The sequence below is a fragment of the Streptomyces sp. NRRL B-1140 genome (genome assembly GCF_001280065.1).
Classification (GTDB): Bacteria; Actinomycetota; Actinomycetes; order Streptomycetales; family Streptomycetaceae; genus Streptomyces.
This window is the reverse complement of sequence record NZ_LGEA01000148.1, coordinates 190,614-206,673: the sequence shown is the minus strand read 5'-3', so window position 1 is coordinate 206,673 and position 16,060 is coordinate 190,614. Positions and strand designations below refer to the sequence as shown.

Annotated in this window: 13 protein-coding genes and 1 pseudogene; 6 read left to right on the top strand and 8 right to left on the bottom strand. The window is 71.4% G+C overall.

Translation table 11 applies throughout. From position 1 onward, the window contains the following. Positions 1-15: 15 nt before the first annotated feature. The 6 genes from ADK65_RS34195 to fusA all read left to right on the top strand — a co-directional run bounded on the left by ADK65_RS34195 (position 16) and on the right by fusA (position 8,049). Complete coding sequence (locus ADK65_RS34195) at positions 16-1,764, top strand: FAD-dependent oxidoreductase (protein WP_053675100.1); 1,749 nt, start codon at positions 16-18, stop codon at positions 1,762-1,764. Positions 1,765-1,809: 45 nt separating this feature from the next. Continuing rightward, positions 1,810-2,679, top strand: a complete 870-nt coding sequence (locus ADK65_RS34190) for a dioxygenase (RefSeq protein ID WP_053675099.1) — start codon at positions 1,810-1,812, stop codon at positions 2,677-2,679. After that, positions 2,676-3,782 carry a maleylacetate reductase gene (locus ADK65_RS34185; RefSeq protein WP_053675097.1) on the top strand — a complete coding sequence of 369 codons (1,107 nt, stop codon included), beginning with the start codon at positions 2,676-2,678 and terminating at the stop codon, positions 3,780-3,782. The genes ADK65_RS34190 and ADK65_RS34185 overlap by 4 nt, the downstream gene beginning before the upstream one ends. A 9-nt stretch (positions 3,783-3,791) precedes the next feature. After that, positions 3,792-4,634, top strand: a complete 843-nt coding sequence (locus tag ADK65_RS34180) for an NAD(P)H-binding protein (protein ID WP_053675095.1) — start codon at positions 3,792-3,794, stop codon at positions 4,632-4,634. Positions 4,635-4,772: 138 nt separating this feature from the next. Further along, on the top strand, positions 4,773-5,687 hold the full coding sequence (locus tag ADK65_RS34175; RefSeq protein ID WP_053675093.1) for a YceI family protein: 915 nt from the start codon (positions 4,773-4,775) through the stop codon (positions 5,685-5,687). Positions 5,688-6,006: 319 nt separating this feature from the next. After that, a complete protein-coding gene (fusA, locus tag ADK65_RS34170) occupies positions 6,007-8,049 on the top strand; it encodes an elongation factor G (protein ID WP_053675091.1) in 2,043 nt (680 codons plus the stop codon). A gap of 276 nt (positions 8,050-8,325) precedes the next feature. On the opposite strand, the pseudogene ADK65_RS34165 reads toward fusA, so the two are convergent. The 8 genes and pseudogenes from ADK65_RS34165 to ADK65_RS34130 all read right to left on the bottom strand — a co-directional run. Then, positions 8,326-8,663 (bottom strand): annotated as a pseudogene (locus ADK65_RS34165) (helix-turn-helix domain-containing protein); the annotation flags it as partial. 66 nt (positions 8,664-8,729) lie between these two features. After that, the gene (locus ADK65_RS34160) at positions 8,730-9,263 is read right to left on the bottom strand and encodes an SMI1/KNR4 family protein (RefSeq protein ID WP_053675089.1); all 534 of its coding nucleotides are present in this window, start codon (positions 9,261-9,263) and stop codon (positions 8,730-8,732) included. A gap of 858 nt (positions 9,264-10,121) precedes the next feature. Further along, positions 10,122-11,252: a hypothetical protein gene (locus tag ADK65_RS34155; RefSeq protein ID WP_053675087.1), complete on the bottom strand. Its 1,131-nt coding sequence runs from the start codon at positions 11,250-11,252 to the stop codon at positions 10,122-10,124. Between the two features lie 414 nt (positions 11,253-11,666). Then, a complete protein-coding gene (locus ADK65_RS39855; RefSeq protein WP_324614332.1) occupies positions 11,667-11,864 on the bottom strand; it encodes a hypothetical protein in 198 nt (65 codons plus the stop codon). Between the two features lie 1,125 nt (positions 11,865-12,989). Beyond that, complete coding sequence (locus tag ADK65_RS34145) at positions 12,990-14,552, bottom strand: hypothetical protein (protein ID WP_053675083.1); 1,563 nt, start codon at positions 14,550-14,552, stop codon at positions 12,990-12,992. Between the two features lie 234 nt (positions 14,553-14,786). Further along, complete coding sequence (locus ADK65_RS34140) at positions 14,787-15,008, bottom strand: hypothetical protein (protein ID WP_053675081.1); 222 nt, start codon at positions 15,006-15,008, stop codon at positions 14,787-14,789. Then, complete coding sequence (locus ADK65_RS34135) at positions 15,005-15,340, bottom strand: hypothetical protein (protein WP_234353035.1); 336 nt, start codon at positions 15,338-15,340, stop codon at positions 15,005-15,007. Before ADK65_RS34135 ends, ADK65_RS34140 begins: the two co-directional genes overlap by 4 nt. A gap of 14 nt (positions 15,341-15,354) precedes the next feature. Next, a complete protein-coding gene (locus ADK65_RS34130; RefSeq protein WP_234353034.1) occupies positions 15,355-16,026 on the bottom strand; it encodes an HD domain-containing protein in 672 nt (223 codons plus the stop codon). Between the last annotated feature and the right edge of the window lie 34 nt (positions 16,027-16,060).

Sequence of the window (16,060 nt, the reverse complement as noted above, 5' to 3'; positions counted from 1 at the left end):
TCGCAGGAGCGCCGCATGGCCACCGTCGTCGAGACCGACGTCCTGATCGTGGGCAGCGGCCCGGCCGGTGCCTCGGCCGCGCTGGCCCTGAGCACCTACGGCGTCCCCAACATCGTGGTGACCCGCTACGCGAGCCTCGCCGACACACCCCGCGCGCACATCACCAACCAGCGCACCATGGAGGTGCTGCGCGACCTCGGTGTGGAACAGGAGGTCGTCGCCCGGGCCACCCCGCAGCACCTGATGGGCAACACGACGTTCTGCACCAGTCTGGCGGGCGAGGAGCTGGGCCGGGTGCGCTCATGGGGCAACGACCCGCTCGTGCAGGCCGAGCACGAACTGGCCAGCCCCACGCGCATGTGCGACATGCCGCAGCACCTCATGGAGCCGGTCCTCGTGAACGCGGCCGTCGCCCGCGGCACCAGGCTCCGCTTCGAGAACGAGTACCTCGCCCACACCCAGGACGCCGGCGGCGTCACCGCCACCGTCCGCGACCGGCTGCGCGGGGACACGTACGAGATCCGCGCCAAGTACCTGATCGGCGCCGACGGCGGACGGTCGAAGGTCGCCGCCGACGCCGGGCTGCCCATGGGCGGGCAGATGGGCGTGGCCGGCAGCATCAACATCGTCTTCGAGGCGGACCTGGGCAAGTACACCGCCCACCGCCCCTCCACCCTCTACTGGGTCCTCGCCCCCGGCGCGACGGTCGGCGGCATCGGCGCGGGCCTGGTGCGCTGCGTGCGCCCCTGGAACGAGTGGCTGATCGTCTGGGGCTACGACGTGAGCGCCGGCGCCCCCGACCTGACGACCGAGTACGCCGAGTCGATCGTCCGGAAGCTCGTCGGCGACGACGACATCCCCGTGACCGTCACGTCGTCCTCGGCGTGGACCGTCAACGAGATGTACGCGCAGACGTACGCCGACGGCCGGGTCTTCTGCGCCGGCGACGCCGTCCACCGGCATCCGCCGTCCAACGGCCTCGGCTCCAACACCTCGATCCAGGACTCCTACAACCTCGCCTGGAAGCTCAAGCTGGTCCTCGACGGCACCGCCCACCCGCGGCTGCTCGACAGCTACACCGCCGAACGCGCCCCCGTCGGACGGCAGATCGTCACCCGCGCCAACCGGTCCATCCGCGAGACCGCCCCCGTCTTCGAGGCCCTCGACGGCCTCTCGCCGCAGACCCCCGAGCAGCTCTGGGCCAACATCGCCGCCCGCAAGGACGCCACCGAGGCCGCCGAGAAGCAGCGGGCGAAGCTCCGCGAGGCGATCGCCTTCAAGGCCTACGAGTTCAACGCACACGGCGTCGACCTCAACCAGCGCTATGACGCGGAGACTTCCGACGCGATCGTCCCGGACGGCACGCCCGACCCCGGCTTCAGCCGTGACCCCGAACTGCACCACCAGCCCTCCACCCGGCCCGGAGCCCGCCTCCCGCACGCCTGGATCACCCGCGGCACCCGCGCCCTCTCCACCCTCGACACGGTCGGCCGGGGCCGCTTCACCCTGCTGACCGGCATCGGGGGAGAGAGCTGGGTCAGGGCGGCCGCCGCCCAGGACATCGAGATCGCCACCGTGGTGATCGGACCCGGCCAGGAGTACGACGACCCCTACGGCGACTGGGCCCGCCTGCGCGAGACCTCCGACGCGGGAGCCCTCCTCGTCCGCCCGGACGGATTCGTCGCCTTCCGGCACGCCACTGCCGATCCGGCCGCCGGGGAACTGCTCGCGGACGCGCTGAGGCGGATCCTCGGGCACGGGTGAGCCCGCCATCATGGAAGAAGCGGACATCGACGACGAGGAGCCGGGATGACCACCGATGCCACCGGGGCCGACGTCACCCAGCAGGCCCTGGCCAGCCTACGCCCGACCACCGACCCACGGCTGCGTGAACTGCTCAGCGGCCTCGTCCGCCATCTGCACGACTTCGCCCGCGAGACCGGACTCACCCAGGCGGAGTGGGAGCGGGCGATCGCCTTCCTGACGGCGACCGGCCGGACCTGCACCGACACCCGGCAGGAGTTCATCCTGCTGTCGGACGTACTGGGTCTGTCCATGCTGGTGGAGACCCTGAACGGCGACCGCGCGCCAGGGGTCACCGAGTCGACCGTGCTGGGCCCCTTCCACATGACCGAGTCGCCGCCGCGCGCGCTCGGCGACGACATCGACCTGGTGGGCCGGGGTGAGAGGTGCGTCGTCAGCGGCCGGGTGCGGTCCGCGGACGGCACGCCGCTGCCCGGCGCCGTCGTCGACGTCTGGCAGGCCGACGACCAGGGCTACTACGACGTCCAGCAGCCCGGCGTCCAGCCCGCGGGAAACGGACGCGGGCTGTTCACCGCCGACACCGAGGGGCGCTTCTGGTTCCGCACCTGCGTCCCGGCGGCGTACCCGATCCCCACCGACGGTCCCGTCGGCGAGCTGCTGCGCGCGACCGGACGGCACCCCTACCGCCCCGCGCACATCCACTTCATCGCCGCGGCCGAGGGCCACGCACCCGTCACCACGCACATCTTCGTGGCCGGCGGCGACTACCTCGACTCCGACGCGGTGTTCGCCGTCCAGCAGAGCCTCGTCCAGGACTTCACGGAGACCGACGACCCGGCGCTGGCCCGGGAGTTCGGCGTGGCGAACCCCTTCCGGCACGCCCGCTTCGACCTCGTACTGGAGCGGACCGCATGACGTTCCAGGAGGAGTTCAGCTACGAGACCCGGCCCCAGCGGGTGGTCTTCCGGCCCGGCGCGGCTGTCACCGCCACCCCGGGCGAGGCGGCGCGCCTGGGCCTGCGGCGGCTCCTCGTGGTGTCCGGAAGCCGGGGAGAGCAGGTGGCGCGGGCGGTAGCGGAGGCGCTCGGCGACAACTGCGCCGGGCTGCACGCCCAGGCACGGATGCATGTGCCCGTCGAGGACGCGGACCGGGCCGTCGCGGCCGTCCGGGCGGCCGGCGCGGACGGTTGCGTCGCGGTCGGCGGCGGCTCCGCGATCGGCCTCGGCAAGGCGATCGCCCTGCGCACCGGACTGCCGCTGATCGCCGTACCGTCCACCTACTCGGGCTCCGAGATGACCCCGGTGTGGGGCCTGACCGAGCACGGCACCAAACGCACCGGCCGCGACCCGGTCGTCCAGCCCCGCAGCGTCGTCTACGACCCACGGCTCACGATCTCCCTGCCGGTGCCGCTGACCGTGACCAGCGGGATCAACGCACTCGCGCACGCCGTCGAGGCGCTGTACGCCCCGGACGTCTCACCGCTGGTGACGGTCATGGCCGAGGAGGGCGTCCGCGCGATGGCCGGGGCACTTCCACGGCTGGCCGTCGACCCCGCGGATCTCGACGCGCGCGGCCGGGCCCTGTACGCGGCATGGCTGTGCGGCGCGTGCCTCGGCGCGACGACCATGGGCCTGCACCACAAGCTGTGCCACGTGCTCGGCGGCACCTACGGCCTGCCCCACGCCGAGACCCACACCGTCGTCCTGCCCTACGCCCTCGCCCACAACGCCCCAGCCGCCCCGCAGGCCTTGACGGTACTGGGGCGCGCCCTCGGCACCCACGACGTGCCCCGCGCCCTGTGGGCCCTGGCCGGGCGCCTCGGCGCCCCGCGCTCCCTCGCCGAACTCGGCCTCACGAAGGCCGACCTCGCCCAGGCGGCGGCCCGGGCCGCGGGCGAGCCGTACGCCAACCCGCGCGAGGTGACGGAGGAGGGGGTACGGGGCGTGCTGCTCGCCGCGTTCGAAGGGAGCCCGCCGGACTCCGGCTCGCGGACAGAAGGTGACCGCAAGCCTTCCTAGGGTCGTGGCATGACTCAGACGCAGAAGATCCTCGTCACCGGCGCCACCGGAACCGTCGGCCGTCAGGTCGTCGCCGAACTGCTCGAACGGGGGCACGAGGTGCGTGCTCTCACGCGGGACGCCGGGAAGGCGTCCTTTCCGCCCGGCGTCGAGGTCGTGGAGGGCGACCTGACCGAGCCGGAGGGGCTGACCCCGGCTCTGGACGGCGTCACCGGCCTCCACCTGATCACCTTCGGGGGCGCCGCCTTCAGCCCGTTGGACACCGGCCCCCGGATCCTGGAGCTCGCCCGCTCCGCCGGTGTCCGGCGCGTGACCGTGCTGCACGGCGGGGGTCCCACCCCGCTGGAGGACGCGGTGCGCGCCGCCGACGGCGTGGACTGGACCGTGCTCATGCCGGTCGAGTTCATGGCGAACGCCCTGGAGTGGGTGGACGGGATCGTGACCGCGGGCGAGGTGCGGGAGCCGTTCACCGACCGGCTGAGCGCCATGGTCCACGAGGGCGACATCGGTGCCGTCGCCGCGGTCGCGCTCACGGAAGAGGGGCACGGCGGCCAGGAGTACGTGATCACCGGTCCGGACGTGCTCACCGTCGGCGACAAGGTGAAGACGATCGCCACGGCCACCGGCCGGGAGATCACCCTGGTCGAGCTGACCGAAGAGGAGGCTCTCGCGCAGTGGCGTGCGGCGGGTCTTCCGGAAGACGTCATCGGCTTCCTGCTCATGGCGTACGGCGACACCCCGGAGGTGGGCCGCACGGTCTCGGGCACCGTGGAGAAGGTCACGGGCCGGCCGGCGCGCACCTTCGCCGGATGGGTGGCCGAGCACGCGCACGTCTTCGGGGGACGGTCGTGACTGTCTCGAATTGAGACACCCGTGCTGGTAGCCGGCCTGTCAAGATCGACAAGGGGGTGTGACCGCAGCAAGGTGCGGCCGTCGGCAGGCGCTGAATCGCCGACCGCACGGCCGCACACCCGAAGAAAGGTGACCACCATGGCCCTCGCACTGCTCCGGCGCCGGTGGCTCAAGAACACCTCCGCCGCGGCGGCGGACCTCGCCCTCCCTCTCCCCGACGGCGCGGGCGCCGTGGCCCGCGAGGTCGTCGACCCTATGGGCTCGCCCCTGGCGGCCGCGGACGTCACCGTCACCGCCCTGGACACCCACCGTGTCGCCGCCCGTGGCACGACCGACCCCTACGGGTACTTCCTAGCGGCGCTGCCGCCCGGCCGGTACAGCCTGCTCATCTCGGCGGAGGGTCTGCGGCCGCACCGCGAGACGATCGAGACGAGCCCGGGCGCCCCGACGGCCACCGAGCGCGTCTGGCTGCAGCCCGCCGAGGCGCTCCAGTTGCCCACAGCGGGAACGTGGCTCTTCGACCCTCCGCACACGGCGATCCGGTTCATCGCCAAGCATGTCGGGATGGCCCATGTGCACGGCCGCTTCGAACGCTTCGAGGGCGGCATCCGGATCGCTCCCGACATGGCCGACTCCCGCGTGCAGGTCCGGATCGACGCCTCCAGCATCACCACCGGCAACACCACCCGCGACAATCACCTGCGATCGGCCGACTTCCTCGACGTCGAGCGCTTCCCGTACATCGACTTCACGAGCAGCCGCTTCGCCTACCGGGGCGGCACCAAGTGGACGCTGCAGGGCTCCCTCACGATGCACGGCGTCAGCCGCTCGGTGGCCCTGGACACGACGTACCTCGGTACCGTGAACGGCGGCTACGGCCAGGAACTGCGCTGCGCGGCCCTGGCGACCGCGGAACTGCACCGCGAGGACTACACGCTGAACTGGCGCTCGATGCTGGCCCGGGGCATCGCGGTCGTCGGCCCGACGGTCCAACTGGAACTCGACGTCCAGGCGATGTACCGCACCCACGACACCCCCACCCCGCCGGAATAATCCCTCGCCCCCTACCCCCGGGTCTCCCTACACTCACGGACGGATCCGGCGCCGCCCACCGAGCGCCGGGCACAACGCGACGAACGAAGGGAGACGGCCATGCGTGACCACGCCGCTGTCGCCGTTTCCCTGCCGCGCTACGAGGTGATCCTCGTGTCTTCGTCGTTCCGGTGCCCGCTGCGCGGCGGCACCGGCTGACCGGGTCGAACGACTCAGGCACCCACCGACACCGACGCAATGTCAGGTGCGGTTCCAGTCACCCGTTTCCCCCCGAAATCGCGCTGCCCCTCTTCCCGATCGCACCGAAAGGCCCCGGGCCGTGCGCACCCACCTCAACCCGCTCTCCCTCGTCCGCAACCTCGGAATCCTCGCCCACGTCGACGCCGGCAAGACCACCGTCACCGAACGGATCCTGTTCACGACCGGCACCACACACAAGCGCGGTGAAGTCCACGACGGCAACACCGTCACCGACTTCGACCCGCAGGAGCGCGACCGGGGCATCACCATCTTCGCCGCGGCGGTCAGCTGCGCCTGGAACGGTCACCGGATCAACCTCATCGACACCCCCGGGCACGTCGACTTCGCCGACGAGGTGGAACGTGCCCTGCGGGTGCTCGACGGTGCGGTGGCCGTGTTCGACGCGGTCGCCGGGGTGGAGCCGCAGAGCGAGTCGGTGTGGCGGCAGGCCGACCGGTACGGCGTGCCGCGCATCGCGTTCGTCAACAAGATGGACCGTGCCGGGGCCGACCTGGACGCGGCCGTGGCGACGATCCGGGAGCGACTGCACCCGGCACCCCTGGTCGTGCAGCTGCCGATCGGAGCGGAGGACGCCTTCGCCGGCGTCGTCGACCTGGTGCGCATGCGCGCACTGCTGTGGGCCGATGACGGCACCTTCGAGGACGTGCCGGTCCCCGAGGACCTGCTAGGTGAGGCTCTGGCGCGCCGCCGGTCGCTGGAGGAGGCCGTGGCGGAACTGCACCCCGGTGCGCTGAAGGAGTTCTGCGACACGGGCGCGCTGGGCGAGCGGACCCTCGTGCCGGCGTTGCGCGAGGTGACTCGTGACGGTGACGGGGTGGTCGTGCTGTGCGGCTCCGCGTACCGCAACCGCGGTGTCGAGCCGCTGCTGGACGCCGTCGTGGCCTATCTGCCGTCGCCCTTGGACCTGCCGCCGGTCAGGGGCGAACACGAGGGTGAGGAGCAGGAGCGGGCCGCCGACCCCGCGGCACCGGTGGCCGCCCTCGCGTTCAAGGTGCACGCCACCTCGACGGGACGGCTGACCTACCTGCGCGTCTACTCGGGCACGATCGAGAAGGGAGACACCCTGTGGGACGCGAGTGCGCGGCGCGCCGAGCGGGTCGGGCGGATCCTGCGCGTCCAGGCGGACCGGCACGCCCCGCTGGACCGGGCGGTCGCCGGGGACATCGTCGCCGTCATCGGGCTGAAGTCCGCCCGCGCCGGCTCGACCCTGTGCGCACAGCACACGCCGCTCGTCCTCGAACCGCCCGGTGTGGCCGAGCCGGTGGTGTCTGCCGCGATCGAGTCCCGCCGGGCCGGTGACACCGACCGGCTCGCGGCGGGGCTGGCGCGGCTGACCGACGAGGATCCCTCACTGGCCGTGCGGACCGACCCGGAGACCGGGCAGACCGTGCTGTCCGGCATGGGCGAACTGCACCTGGAGGTGGCGGTGGAGAAGCTCCGGCGCGAGCTGGGGCTGGAGGTCAATGTCGGCCGGCCCCGGGTCAGCCACCGCGAGACCGTCGGCCGGGGCGTGTCCGGTCTGGTGTTCCGGCACGTCAAACAGGACGGCGGGGCGGGGCAGTTCGCCCAGGTCGTCCTCGACGTGGAGCCGTTCGGGGAAGAAGGCTTCGCGTTCCGTTCGGCCGTGACCGGCGGCCGGGTGCCGCAGGAGTACGTCCGTGCGGTCGAGGCCGGCTGCCGTGATGCTCTGGCCGAGGGGCCGCTCGGCGGCCATCCGGTCACCGGGCTGCGCGTCACGCTCACCGACGGAGCGACCCATGTGAAGGACTCCTCGGACATGGCGTTCCGCACGGCCGGCCGGCTCGGTCTCCGGGAGGCCCTGCGCGCCTGCGCGATGGTCCTGCTGGAGCCGGTCGTCGAGGTCACGGTCACCGTGCCCGAGGACGCGGTCGGCGGTGTGCTCGGTGATCTCGCGGCCCGGCGGGGACGGGTGACCGGCTCGGCCACCCGCGCGGGTGCGGCGGTCGTCACCGCCACCGTGCCGCTGGCCGAACTGTTCGGCTACGCCACCCGGTTGCGCAGCCGCACCCAGGGCCGCGGAACCTTCACGGCCCGGCCCACGGGGTACGCGCCGGCACCGGTGGCGACACCGGCACGGTAGAGCGCCGGGCCCCTCCCTTCCCGACCGGAAGGGAGGGGCCGGTTCCGTCACGGGTACGACACCACGGCCGCCGTCCACGCCTCCTACCCCCCTGCTGCTCGGCCACGGGCTGGCGTCCCGGGCGATCCCCGCGACGGCGCCGGGGAGCGCAGGTCGGCATCGTCAACAACCTCTCCACCGCAGAAGCGCACGATCAAGGGCACGGGGCACCGGTACGCCGATGTCGTCCGGGCCCATCGGAGTCGGCCGCGCAAGGCGGTCTGATGCGGTGGATCCTGGAACGAGGGTGCCGTCCACGGACAGCACGGTGTCCTTGCGGAACCGCCTGCGCTGCTGGGAGCGCGAGCGCGGGTCCGAGGTGGTCGATGATGCGGTCGGCAGCCGACTTGAACACCCCAAACAGCTGGGCCAGCTGTCCAGGGTCAGGTTGTCCGCCAGTACGCGGCGACCAGGAGCACGCGGTCCTCCAGCGGCAGGCTCCAGGGCCGGCCCTCGGGCACCGGGTCCGCCCCCTCACGTCGGAGGGCGGTGATCAGCTTGCCGAACTGGCGCGGGCTCAGCCCCGTGAACGGGGCTGTCCAGGAGGGCTCCGACGCCGTAATCACACCAGACACAGCGAGATCATCTGTCCCGTGACCAGCAGTTACGGGACAGCCCTTGGACAGCCCCGCGCAGCATCGTCATACCGCACCGAGCCGACGGAACTCATGTGTGGAACGGGGGAACGAGGTCGAGAGGATGCTCGAATGCAGCTCTCCATCGAGGGAGGATGCGAGGAATTGCGTACAGGATACGGAGAAATGCTCCCATCGGTCGCCGCGCGCCTCGTTCACCATGACGGTCCACTGGTCCGCGCTGTGGCCTGGCCGGACAAGCCAGAAGAGGCATTCTCCGTTGTCCGTGGTTGCCCATGGGATGACCCGGGACCCTTCGACCTCCAGCTCCGCCGGCTTCTTCTCGAATTCCCAGAGGTCTTCCAAGTCTTCGGCCTGGTTCTTTGCCCATTCGAGGAGGTCGTAGTTCTCGTTGGGGCAGCCGGGCTCCAGGACGTACAGATAGTCGTCCCAGTTACTGCCCCCGTAGGCGTGGATGAGCTCCTTGTAGTCGGCGGGGAGTCCGACCCCAAGGGTTCGCTCGACCTCGTCCCAATCCTTCCGGCGGGGCTCGCTCGGCGCTGGGGCGATTTCGGGCAGACGCGTAAGAGCGTTCATCATGGCAGGGTCCTGTTCCTGAGGATCAATGAGTCCGGCGGCAGGGAAGTTGCTTTCAAGAGACTGCGCTCGTCAGCCGCCCCTCTTCTGGTTTGATATGAACGCGGCATTCCCCGACTCCGTGATTCACCCGTTCGACGACGGCAACGGCCGGGCGGCCCTGCTCACGATGAGCTTCGTCCTGGCACGCGAGAAGGTGTTTCTGGACGAGGTCGGTCCCGTACAAGTGCGACGGTACGCCGATGATCCGGTCGGGGCGCTGTCACTTGCTCGCTTGATCCACGTCCTTGCGGGCGCGGCAGCGCGGCGAGGAGGGCTACTGACGCACTCGGACCCTGGGGACGCGGGATTTACGGACCACGATCGCAGCCCCGCCCGGTCGCCTCTTCCCGCACAAGGCGGTCACCGTGCCTGAGAGTCACCCCGTTCGTACGTCCACTTCGACTGACCGGACCACGAAACCGCCCAATGGGCCGCCCAGCAGGTCGCCTTGGCGAACGAGCAGGTCATCAACCGCTGGCTGGCCCGGTCGACGCGTTCCCGTTTGACCATCGAGGCGTCCTGGCCGTGTAGATGGCTTGACGCGATGTTCAGTACCGCCCACACGGTATTGCCGGGGCCGCAGCGGTGGCCGGTGACGCCTCAGGCGTCGGACCGGGCGGCAGCGAGGAGGAGGCCGTGGTGGGACTCGCCTTCGGGGGCCATGGAGGCGGTGGCGCGGGCCGGGGCTCCGCTTGGGTGCCGGAGACCTCCACGCTCAGCCGTCGGCCGTCCGCCTCGGCGGCCAGCCGGACGTGGAAGTCCCGTCCCGGGACGCGTCCGTGCTGGACGGCGGTGCGAGAGTGCTGCCGCACGACAGGATCACCCCCGGTGGCACCGCTCCCGCAGCATCGCGAGGACCGCCTTCTCATGGGAGTCGACGTCACCGTCCACGGTGGCCACGCGCTCCGCCGCGTCGAGGACGTCGCTGAGATCGCCCGGCTCGGCGTCCACGCGCTTCCACACCTCGGCCGGGTCGATGTCGACGACGTGCGCGAGCCGCTCGTCGACCACCTCGTGCCGCTCCCGGACCAGCCGCACCAGATGCCGCATCAACAGCGCCTCGTCGTCCGCGATCTTGGAGTTCGCCCTGATGACGAGCCATGCGACCCACAGCATCAACTGCGGGTGCCGGCTGCTCCCGCTCATCCCCTCGGCGAGTTCGATCACCCGCGCCTCGTTCCGGAAGACGGCCCGCGCGTGCCGACCGGCGAGGAGCGTGGTGTAGCGGTTCAGCAGAACGGCGAGGGGGACGCCGATCAAGGGAATACCGATCTTGATGACGTTGCGCTGCAGGAGGTGCTTCCCGACGACGGGGAGCGCCTTCCCGGCGGCGAGCACCGATTTCGAGTAGAAGCGCTTGACCAGCGGTCGCACCAGGGCGGGGACCGCTTTGACCACGGTCTTGTTGGCCGCTTCCCCGCTCTTGATGGTGAGGGCCACGCGGATGAGCTTCCACAGGTCCTCGGGGTCATGCACGTCGAGCGGGACCCGGTAGAGGACGGAGATGTCGTAGGCCAGGCGAAGCTGGAGCTGGGTGATGAACGCGATGTCGACCATCACGGTCGCCACGGCCGCGGGGACGGTCGCCGGTGAGGCACCCCCGAGGCTTCCGATGGTGGCGGCGACGGTCGCCGTGTAGGCCCCGGCGGAGAGCCCGCCTTCCAGCGCGGCGTACCGGGACGCCATCTTGATCCGCTGATCCACGATGGCGTCCGCGGGCACACCCGCGTACCGGTCCTGGAAGTACTGCCAGTCGACCTTCTCAATGTACGAATTCATGGCATGGGCGGCGAGCTTGGTGAACCAGTTGCCCGACCTGATGTCGTCCGCGCTCAGGCCCTTGACGAAGTCCTTGATCGCGGCCTGCTCCTGCTCGACGACCTTCCGGTCGGCGGCGTCGTCGGCTTCGTCCGTGCCGGTGTCGGCAGCATGTGTCGGCGCGTCTGTCACGGCGCGTTCCCCCAGACTGTTCCGCGGCCGGCCGAACTGCGGGACGTGGGCCCCGGCTGCCGTCTCCGCACGTTGCTTCGGCGAGCGGCACAACGGCTGCTCGGCGTCCTCCCCATGAGGCGCAACCCTAGCGTCTCGTCGCTCGATCGGCGCCGCGTTGGGATAAGGCCCCGGGTGTGCAGTCGGGCGCCGAAAGCGCGAGGGCAGGCAGGCATGCGCGCTCGGCCCGCCGTCGGTGGATGGCCCTCGAGACCCTCGCCCCGAGCGCCGAAACGCTCAGCGCGGACCTCGTACCCCTGGCCATCGGTGATCTACACCTGCCCTTCCTGAACGACGAGGAACACCCGTCGACCGGCGTCCGCCACCGCAAGCACACCTGCCGGTGGAGCCGGATGGTCGACGGGGCGGACGGCTTCATGTCGTTGCAGGGCAGACCACGCTCACGGACGCCCACACCGTTTTGCCGGGGCCGCCACGAGGGTCGGTAACGCCCCAGGCGTCGGCCAGGGCGGCGACGAGGAGGAGGCCGCGGCCGGACTCGGACTCGGCGTCGGGGCTCGTGGGGGTGGAGGCGGCGGGCCGGTGTTCCGCACGGGTGTCGGAGACCTCCACGCGTAGCCTCCCGCCGTTCGCCTTGTGACGTGGAAGTCGCGTCCGGGCACGCGTCCGTACTGGACGGCGTTGGCGCACAGCTCGGCGGTGATCAGGGTCAGCGTCTCGTTGACGTCGCTGGTGTAGGGGCGGCCCCAGGAGTCCAGGCACTGCGCGACGAAGAGCCGGGTGAGGCGGGCGCCGCGCGGGGTCGAGGTGAACGCCATGGCGAACTCGGCGGGGGAGACGGGACCGGAGGCGTCCGGCCGGTGCCGCTGGGGGGGAAGGACTGTGCATGACGCCAGCGTGGCGGCGGCGACCGGCGTGTCACCAGCAGCGACGCCTGTACGGGAGGGGGGGCTGTACACGGGGCGGGGTGCCGGTGCGAGGCGGGGAGGGGGTGTCAACTCCGCGGGACGGGTACGGCCGTTGTCCCCACGGTGGATGGTGAGGGACGGTCGTTGCTCGATGGGGCTTTTGCACGGACTCCGCGTCGGGCCGCTGAGCGGGAACACCCCCTATCACGTCGTGAGGGGACGGCATGAAGGCGACCGCGCCGGCGGGCGGGACACCGGAACCCCGGCCGAACACCACCGGGGCCACCCGGGGGAAGCACCACTCCGGGACCGGGAAGGCGGAACGGAACCGCGGACGGGACCTCACCCACCCGCCCCGGCACCGCCCACACCGACGCGACCCCCGGAGGTGCTGCCCACGCCCCCAACCCCGCCCTCAGCTTCCCCCTGGCGCGGACAGAGGGGCAACGACGGTCTGCGGACGGTCCTTCCCAAAGCGCTCGGCGTGCCTGCCGGAGCCTCCCGGCGCAAGAGGAGGCTGTGGTTGTCGGTGTCGGCGGTGAGCGCCGTGCTGGGAGGTCTGGGCGGGGCGCTGCCGGCGTACGTCATGATCGGGCCGAGCGTCACTAAGGAGAACGACTCCAACAAGGCGTACAACGTCCACCAGCAGCCGTTCACGGTCTCCGTGCTGCCCGAGCAGAGTGAGCCCCAGGAGTGGGCGATGGTGCTCAGCCGGCCGAGCTCGCCGACGGGGAGAACGCCCGAACCACCGACGTGGAGTGGTGAACCCGTGGGCTGGGCGACGGCGCCCCGCCCACGGGCGCGGTCGCGGACGAGGGCGGGCGGGAGCTCAATCCAGCAGGGGGCAGGTGAGGGGGAGAACGCGTTCGGTCAGCCGGCCGGTGAGGTGGGTGTCGGTGAGGGCGGCGTCGGTGAGCCAGTCCGCTGCGGTCAGCCGGTCGATCAGGTCCCGCAGTTCGCCGGCGCCGACCGGGACCCGGGCGGCGAGGGCGTTCAGGGTGACGCCCCGGCCGTCGGGTCCGAGGCGCCCCACCCCGTCCGTACACGTGGCCAGCGTCACGGCGAGCAACCGGGCCCCGGCCGGTGCCTTGGCCTTGCGGAGCTTCTTGTCCGAGACGACTCTCTGCGCCCAGCCGGAGAGCTTGGGCCGTGTCTTCCTGCCGAACGTGAACGGGCCCGTCCCGTCCTCGTCGGGAACCAGGGAGGGGACGGTGACCGGGGTGGGGTTCTCCGGCCGCGAGGCGAGCAGGTCGCCGACGGTGCCGGGGAGGGACAGCCAGCCGCAGCCGGTCAGCTGCTCGACCAGGTCCTCCGGGTCGGTCAGGCCCAGCGCGTTGACGTCCTGGCCGACGAGGTTGCCGGTGCCGGTGTGCGCGGTGCGCAGGGTCAGCATCAGCACCAGCAGCCGTGCTTCCGCTCCGGGCAGCGGCGTGTGGCCGGCCACGTACGCGAGGACGGAGCGCGTGTACTCCCATTGCGTCGGCACGGTCAGCAGGCGCGCCACGCCCGGTTCGTCGCCGTCCGGGACGCAGCCCGTGCGGTGCTGGTGCTGGCGTCGGATGACGGCGGCGGCCTGCTCGGCACGCTGGGCCTCCAGCCGCAGGGTGACGTCGCAACTGACGTCGGACCAGGTGAGGAAGGCGCGGGCCTTGCGTTCCTGGAGATCGGCCAGCAGCGCCAGGTCGGGCTCGGGGCGATTCTGGTAGGCACGGAAGAGGTCACCGAGCTCGGTGAGTTCGTCCCGCAGGGACAGGGGCCGCAGGTCGCGCGGAATGACACGCCGGCCGATCCTCGCCTCCGCCGGGCGTCGGCGCCGCGCGGGTTCCGGGCGGGGTGCGGGTACGGGGAGGGGCGCCGGACAGCCCGTCCGGGTGGTGACCTGCTGGTCGGAGAACTGCGGCGTGCCCGCGCCGGTGCTCGCCGCTGCTGGGGTCGGGCGGTCGGCGGTCCGGGGCGCGGACGGCTGGGAGGCGGCCGCGGTCCGGGCACCGGGAGTGGCTGCGGCACACCTGGAACAACACTCCAGGGCCTGCCACCAGCGTCCTGCCCGGTCGGTGATCACGGTCAGGACGACCGGTCCGCCGCACCGCCAGGGTTGTTCGGTACGCGCACGTCTTCCGGTGTCGGGGAGGTGGGCGCGGCAGCCGTCGGCCCGGCAGGCGCAGTAGGTATCGGCTCTGGGGGCGGGGGCGGCGCGCAGGTGCGCCTTCAGGTGGGCGACCGCGGCCGTACGGCCTTCCGCCGCGGAGGGCAGACGCCGCTCGGCACAGGCGGGTCGGTCGCATGAGACGCGCACCTCCGTACTGCCTCGGCCGACGGGGTCCAGACGCACGATCCACCGGCGCCCCGGCACCCGTTCGTCCAGCTCACTCCCTGCGGCGGCCTGTGTCATCCCGTTCTTCCTCCGTCTCCCGCGACCTGCGTGCCGCCGCCGCTTCCTCTTGTAGCGAGAGGTGTTCTGGCGGCGGGTTCACGGTATGCGGCACAAGGATGAAGGGGGAGGAAATCGCGCAGGGTGAGGGCTTTCGGGTGACAACGCCGTCCGTTTCGGTGAACCCGGGCGCGACGGCCGTCACGACGCATCTCGGCTTCTGCCTGCCCGCCGCTGCGACGGCCTGTCTCTTTCTCAACCTGCTTCCGCAAGGCGGTACTTGACGGGCCGGTCTTCCACCTTCACCAGCAGGCCATCGCTCGCGAGGTCCCGCAGGATCCGGCGGGTGTGCTTGTCCTGCGGGTCGTGTCCGGCGTCACGCAGTGCGCGCAGGCTTCGATCTGTGTCCCAGTAGCCGCCGTACATGCGCACGGTCTTCTCGAGGTCGGCGCGCTGGCTGCCGGCGGATCCGGTCAACGCTCCGCTCCCTGCGTCTGCTCGCCGGTGGTCGCGGTGTGCGCCTTCTTTGTGTGGTTGGCGATACTGCCCGGTGCGCCGACGTAGTCGCACGCGGGGCACTTCCGCCACACACCCTCGGAAACGGCACGCGCGCTCACCGAGTGTCCGGGCCCGTATCCGTGGCCGTGCAGCAACTGGGCGACGGATGAACCGTACTCGGCCGCGAGCAGTGCGGCCTCGGCCACTTTGTCGTGGCCGGGAGCGAAGAACGATCCGGCTCCGACCTTCTTGGCGCAGCCGCACCAGCAGGTGCCGGTCGGAGTGAGGCGGGGCAGAGACTTCGTCGTCATGTCGTCACGGTAGTTCAACGAACGTGACGGGACGGGCCCTTCGCCGTGTTCGGAGCGGCAGCTACGCCTGAACGTCGGCCGTCCTCATGTCCGCGTCCATGCCGCCGCACGGCACAGGCCCACCCGAGGTCCGGGTCGCCGAACTCGGTGCGCAGGGATGCGAAGGCGGCCACCTTGTCCTCACCGAAGCGGCGGACGTAGGTGGTGTACTCGTCAGGCGTGAGGAACACGGACGGCCGGGACTTGGTGTGGAACTTGTCCGCGTACATCACCAGCCTCTCCTCGTCCGTCACCGCCACGTAGTCGGCGGGAGGGAGGGGCAGTGCCTGGCTGACGATGTCGTGCCGAGTGAGTCCCACCCCGGTGTGGTGGGAGCAGAAGCGGCGGAGAGGTTCGGGGAAGCCCTCCGCTTCGAGGATCTCGTGGCCCAGCAGACCGTGCCGGATGTAGTTCCGGTGGTCCAGGCGTCCTTCGGCGTCGTAGAGGCGGTAGACGCCGATGTCGTGAAGGAGACAGCCCGCGCGGATCAGTTCGGCGTCGACGTGAGCGAGGTGGGGTGAGGACAGGAGCTGCTCGGCGATTCCCCAGACGATCTCGCAGTGCCGGTGGACGAGGGTGAACGCCTCGGTGGTCGGCGCGTACTTCTCGTGCAGCGATCGGATCTCTGCTGGTCCCGGAATCCTCATCGGGCGAGCGTAACAACCGCCCCCGGTGGGGACG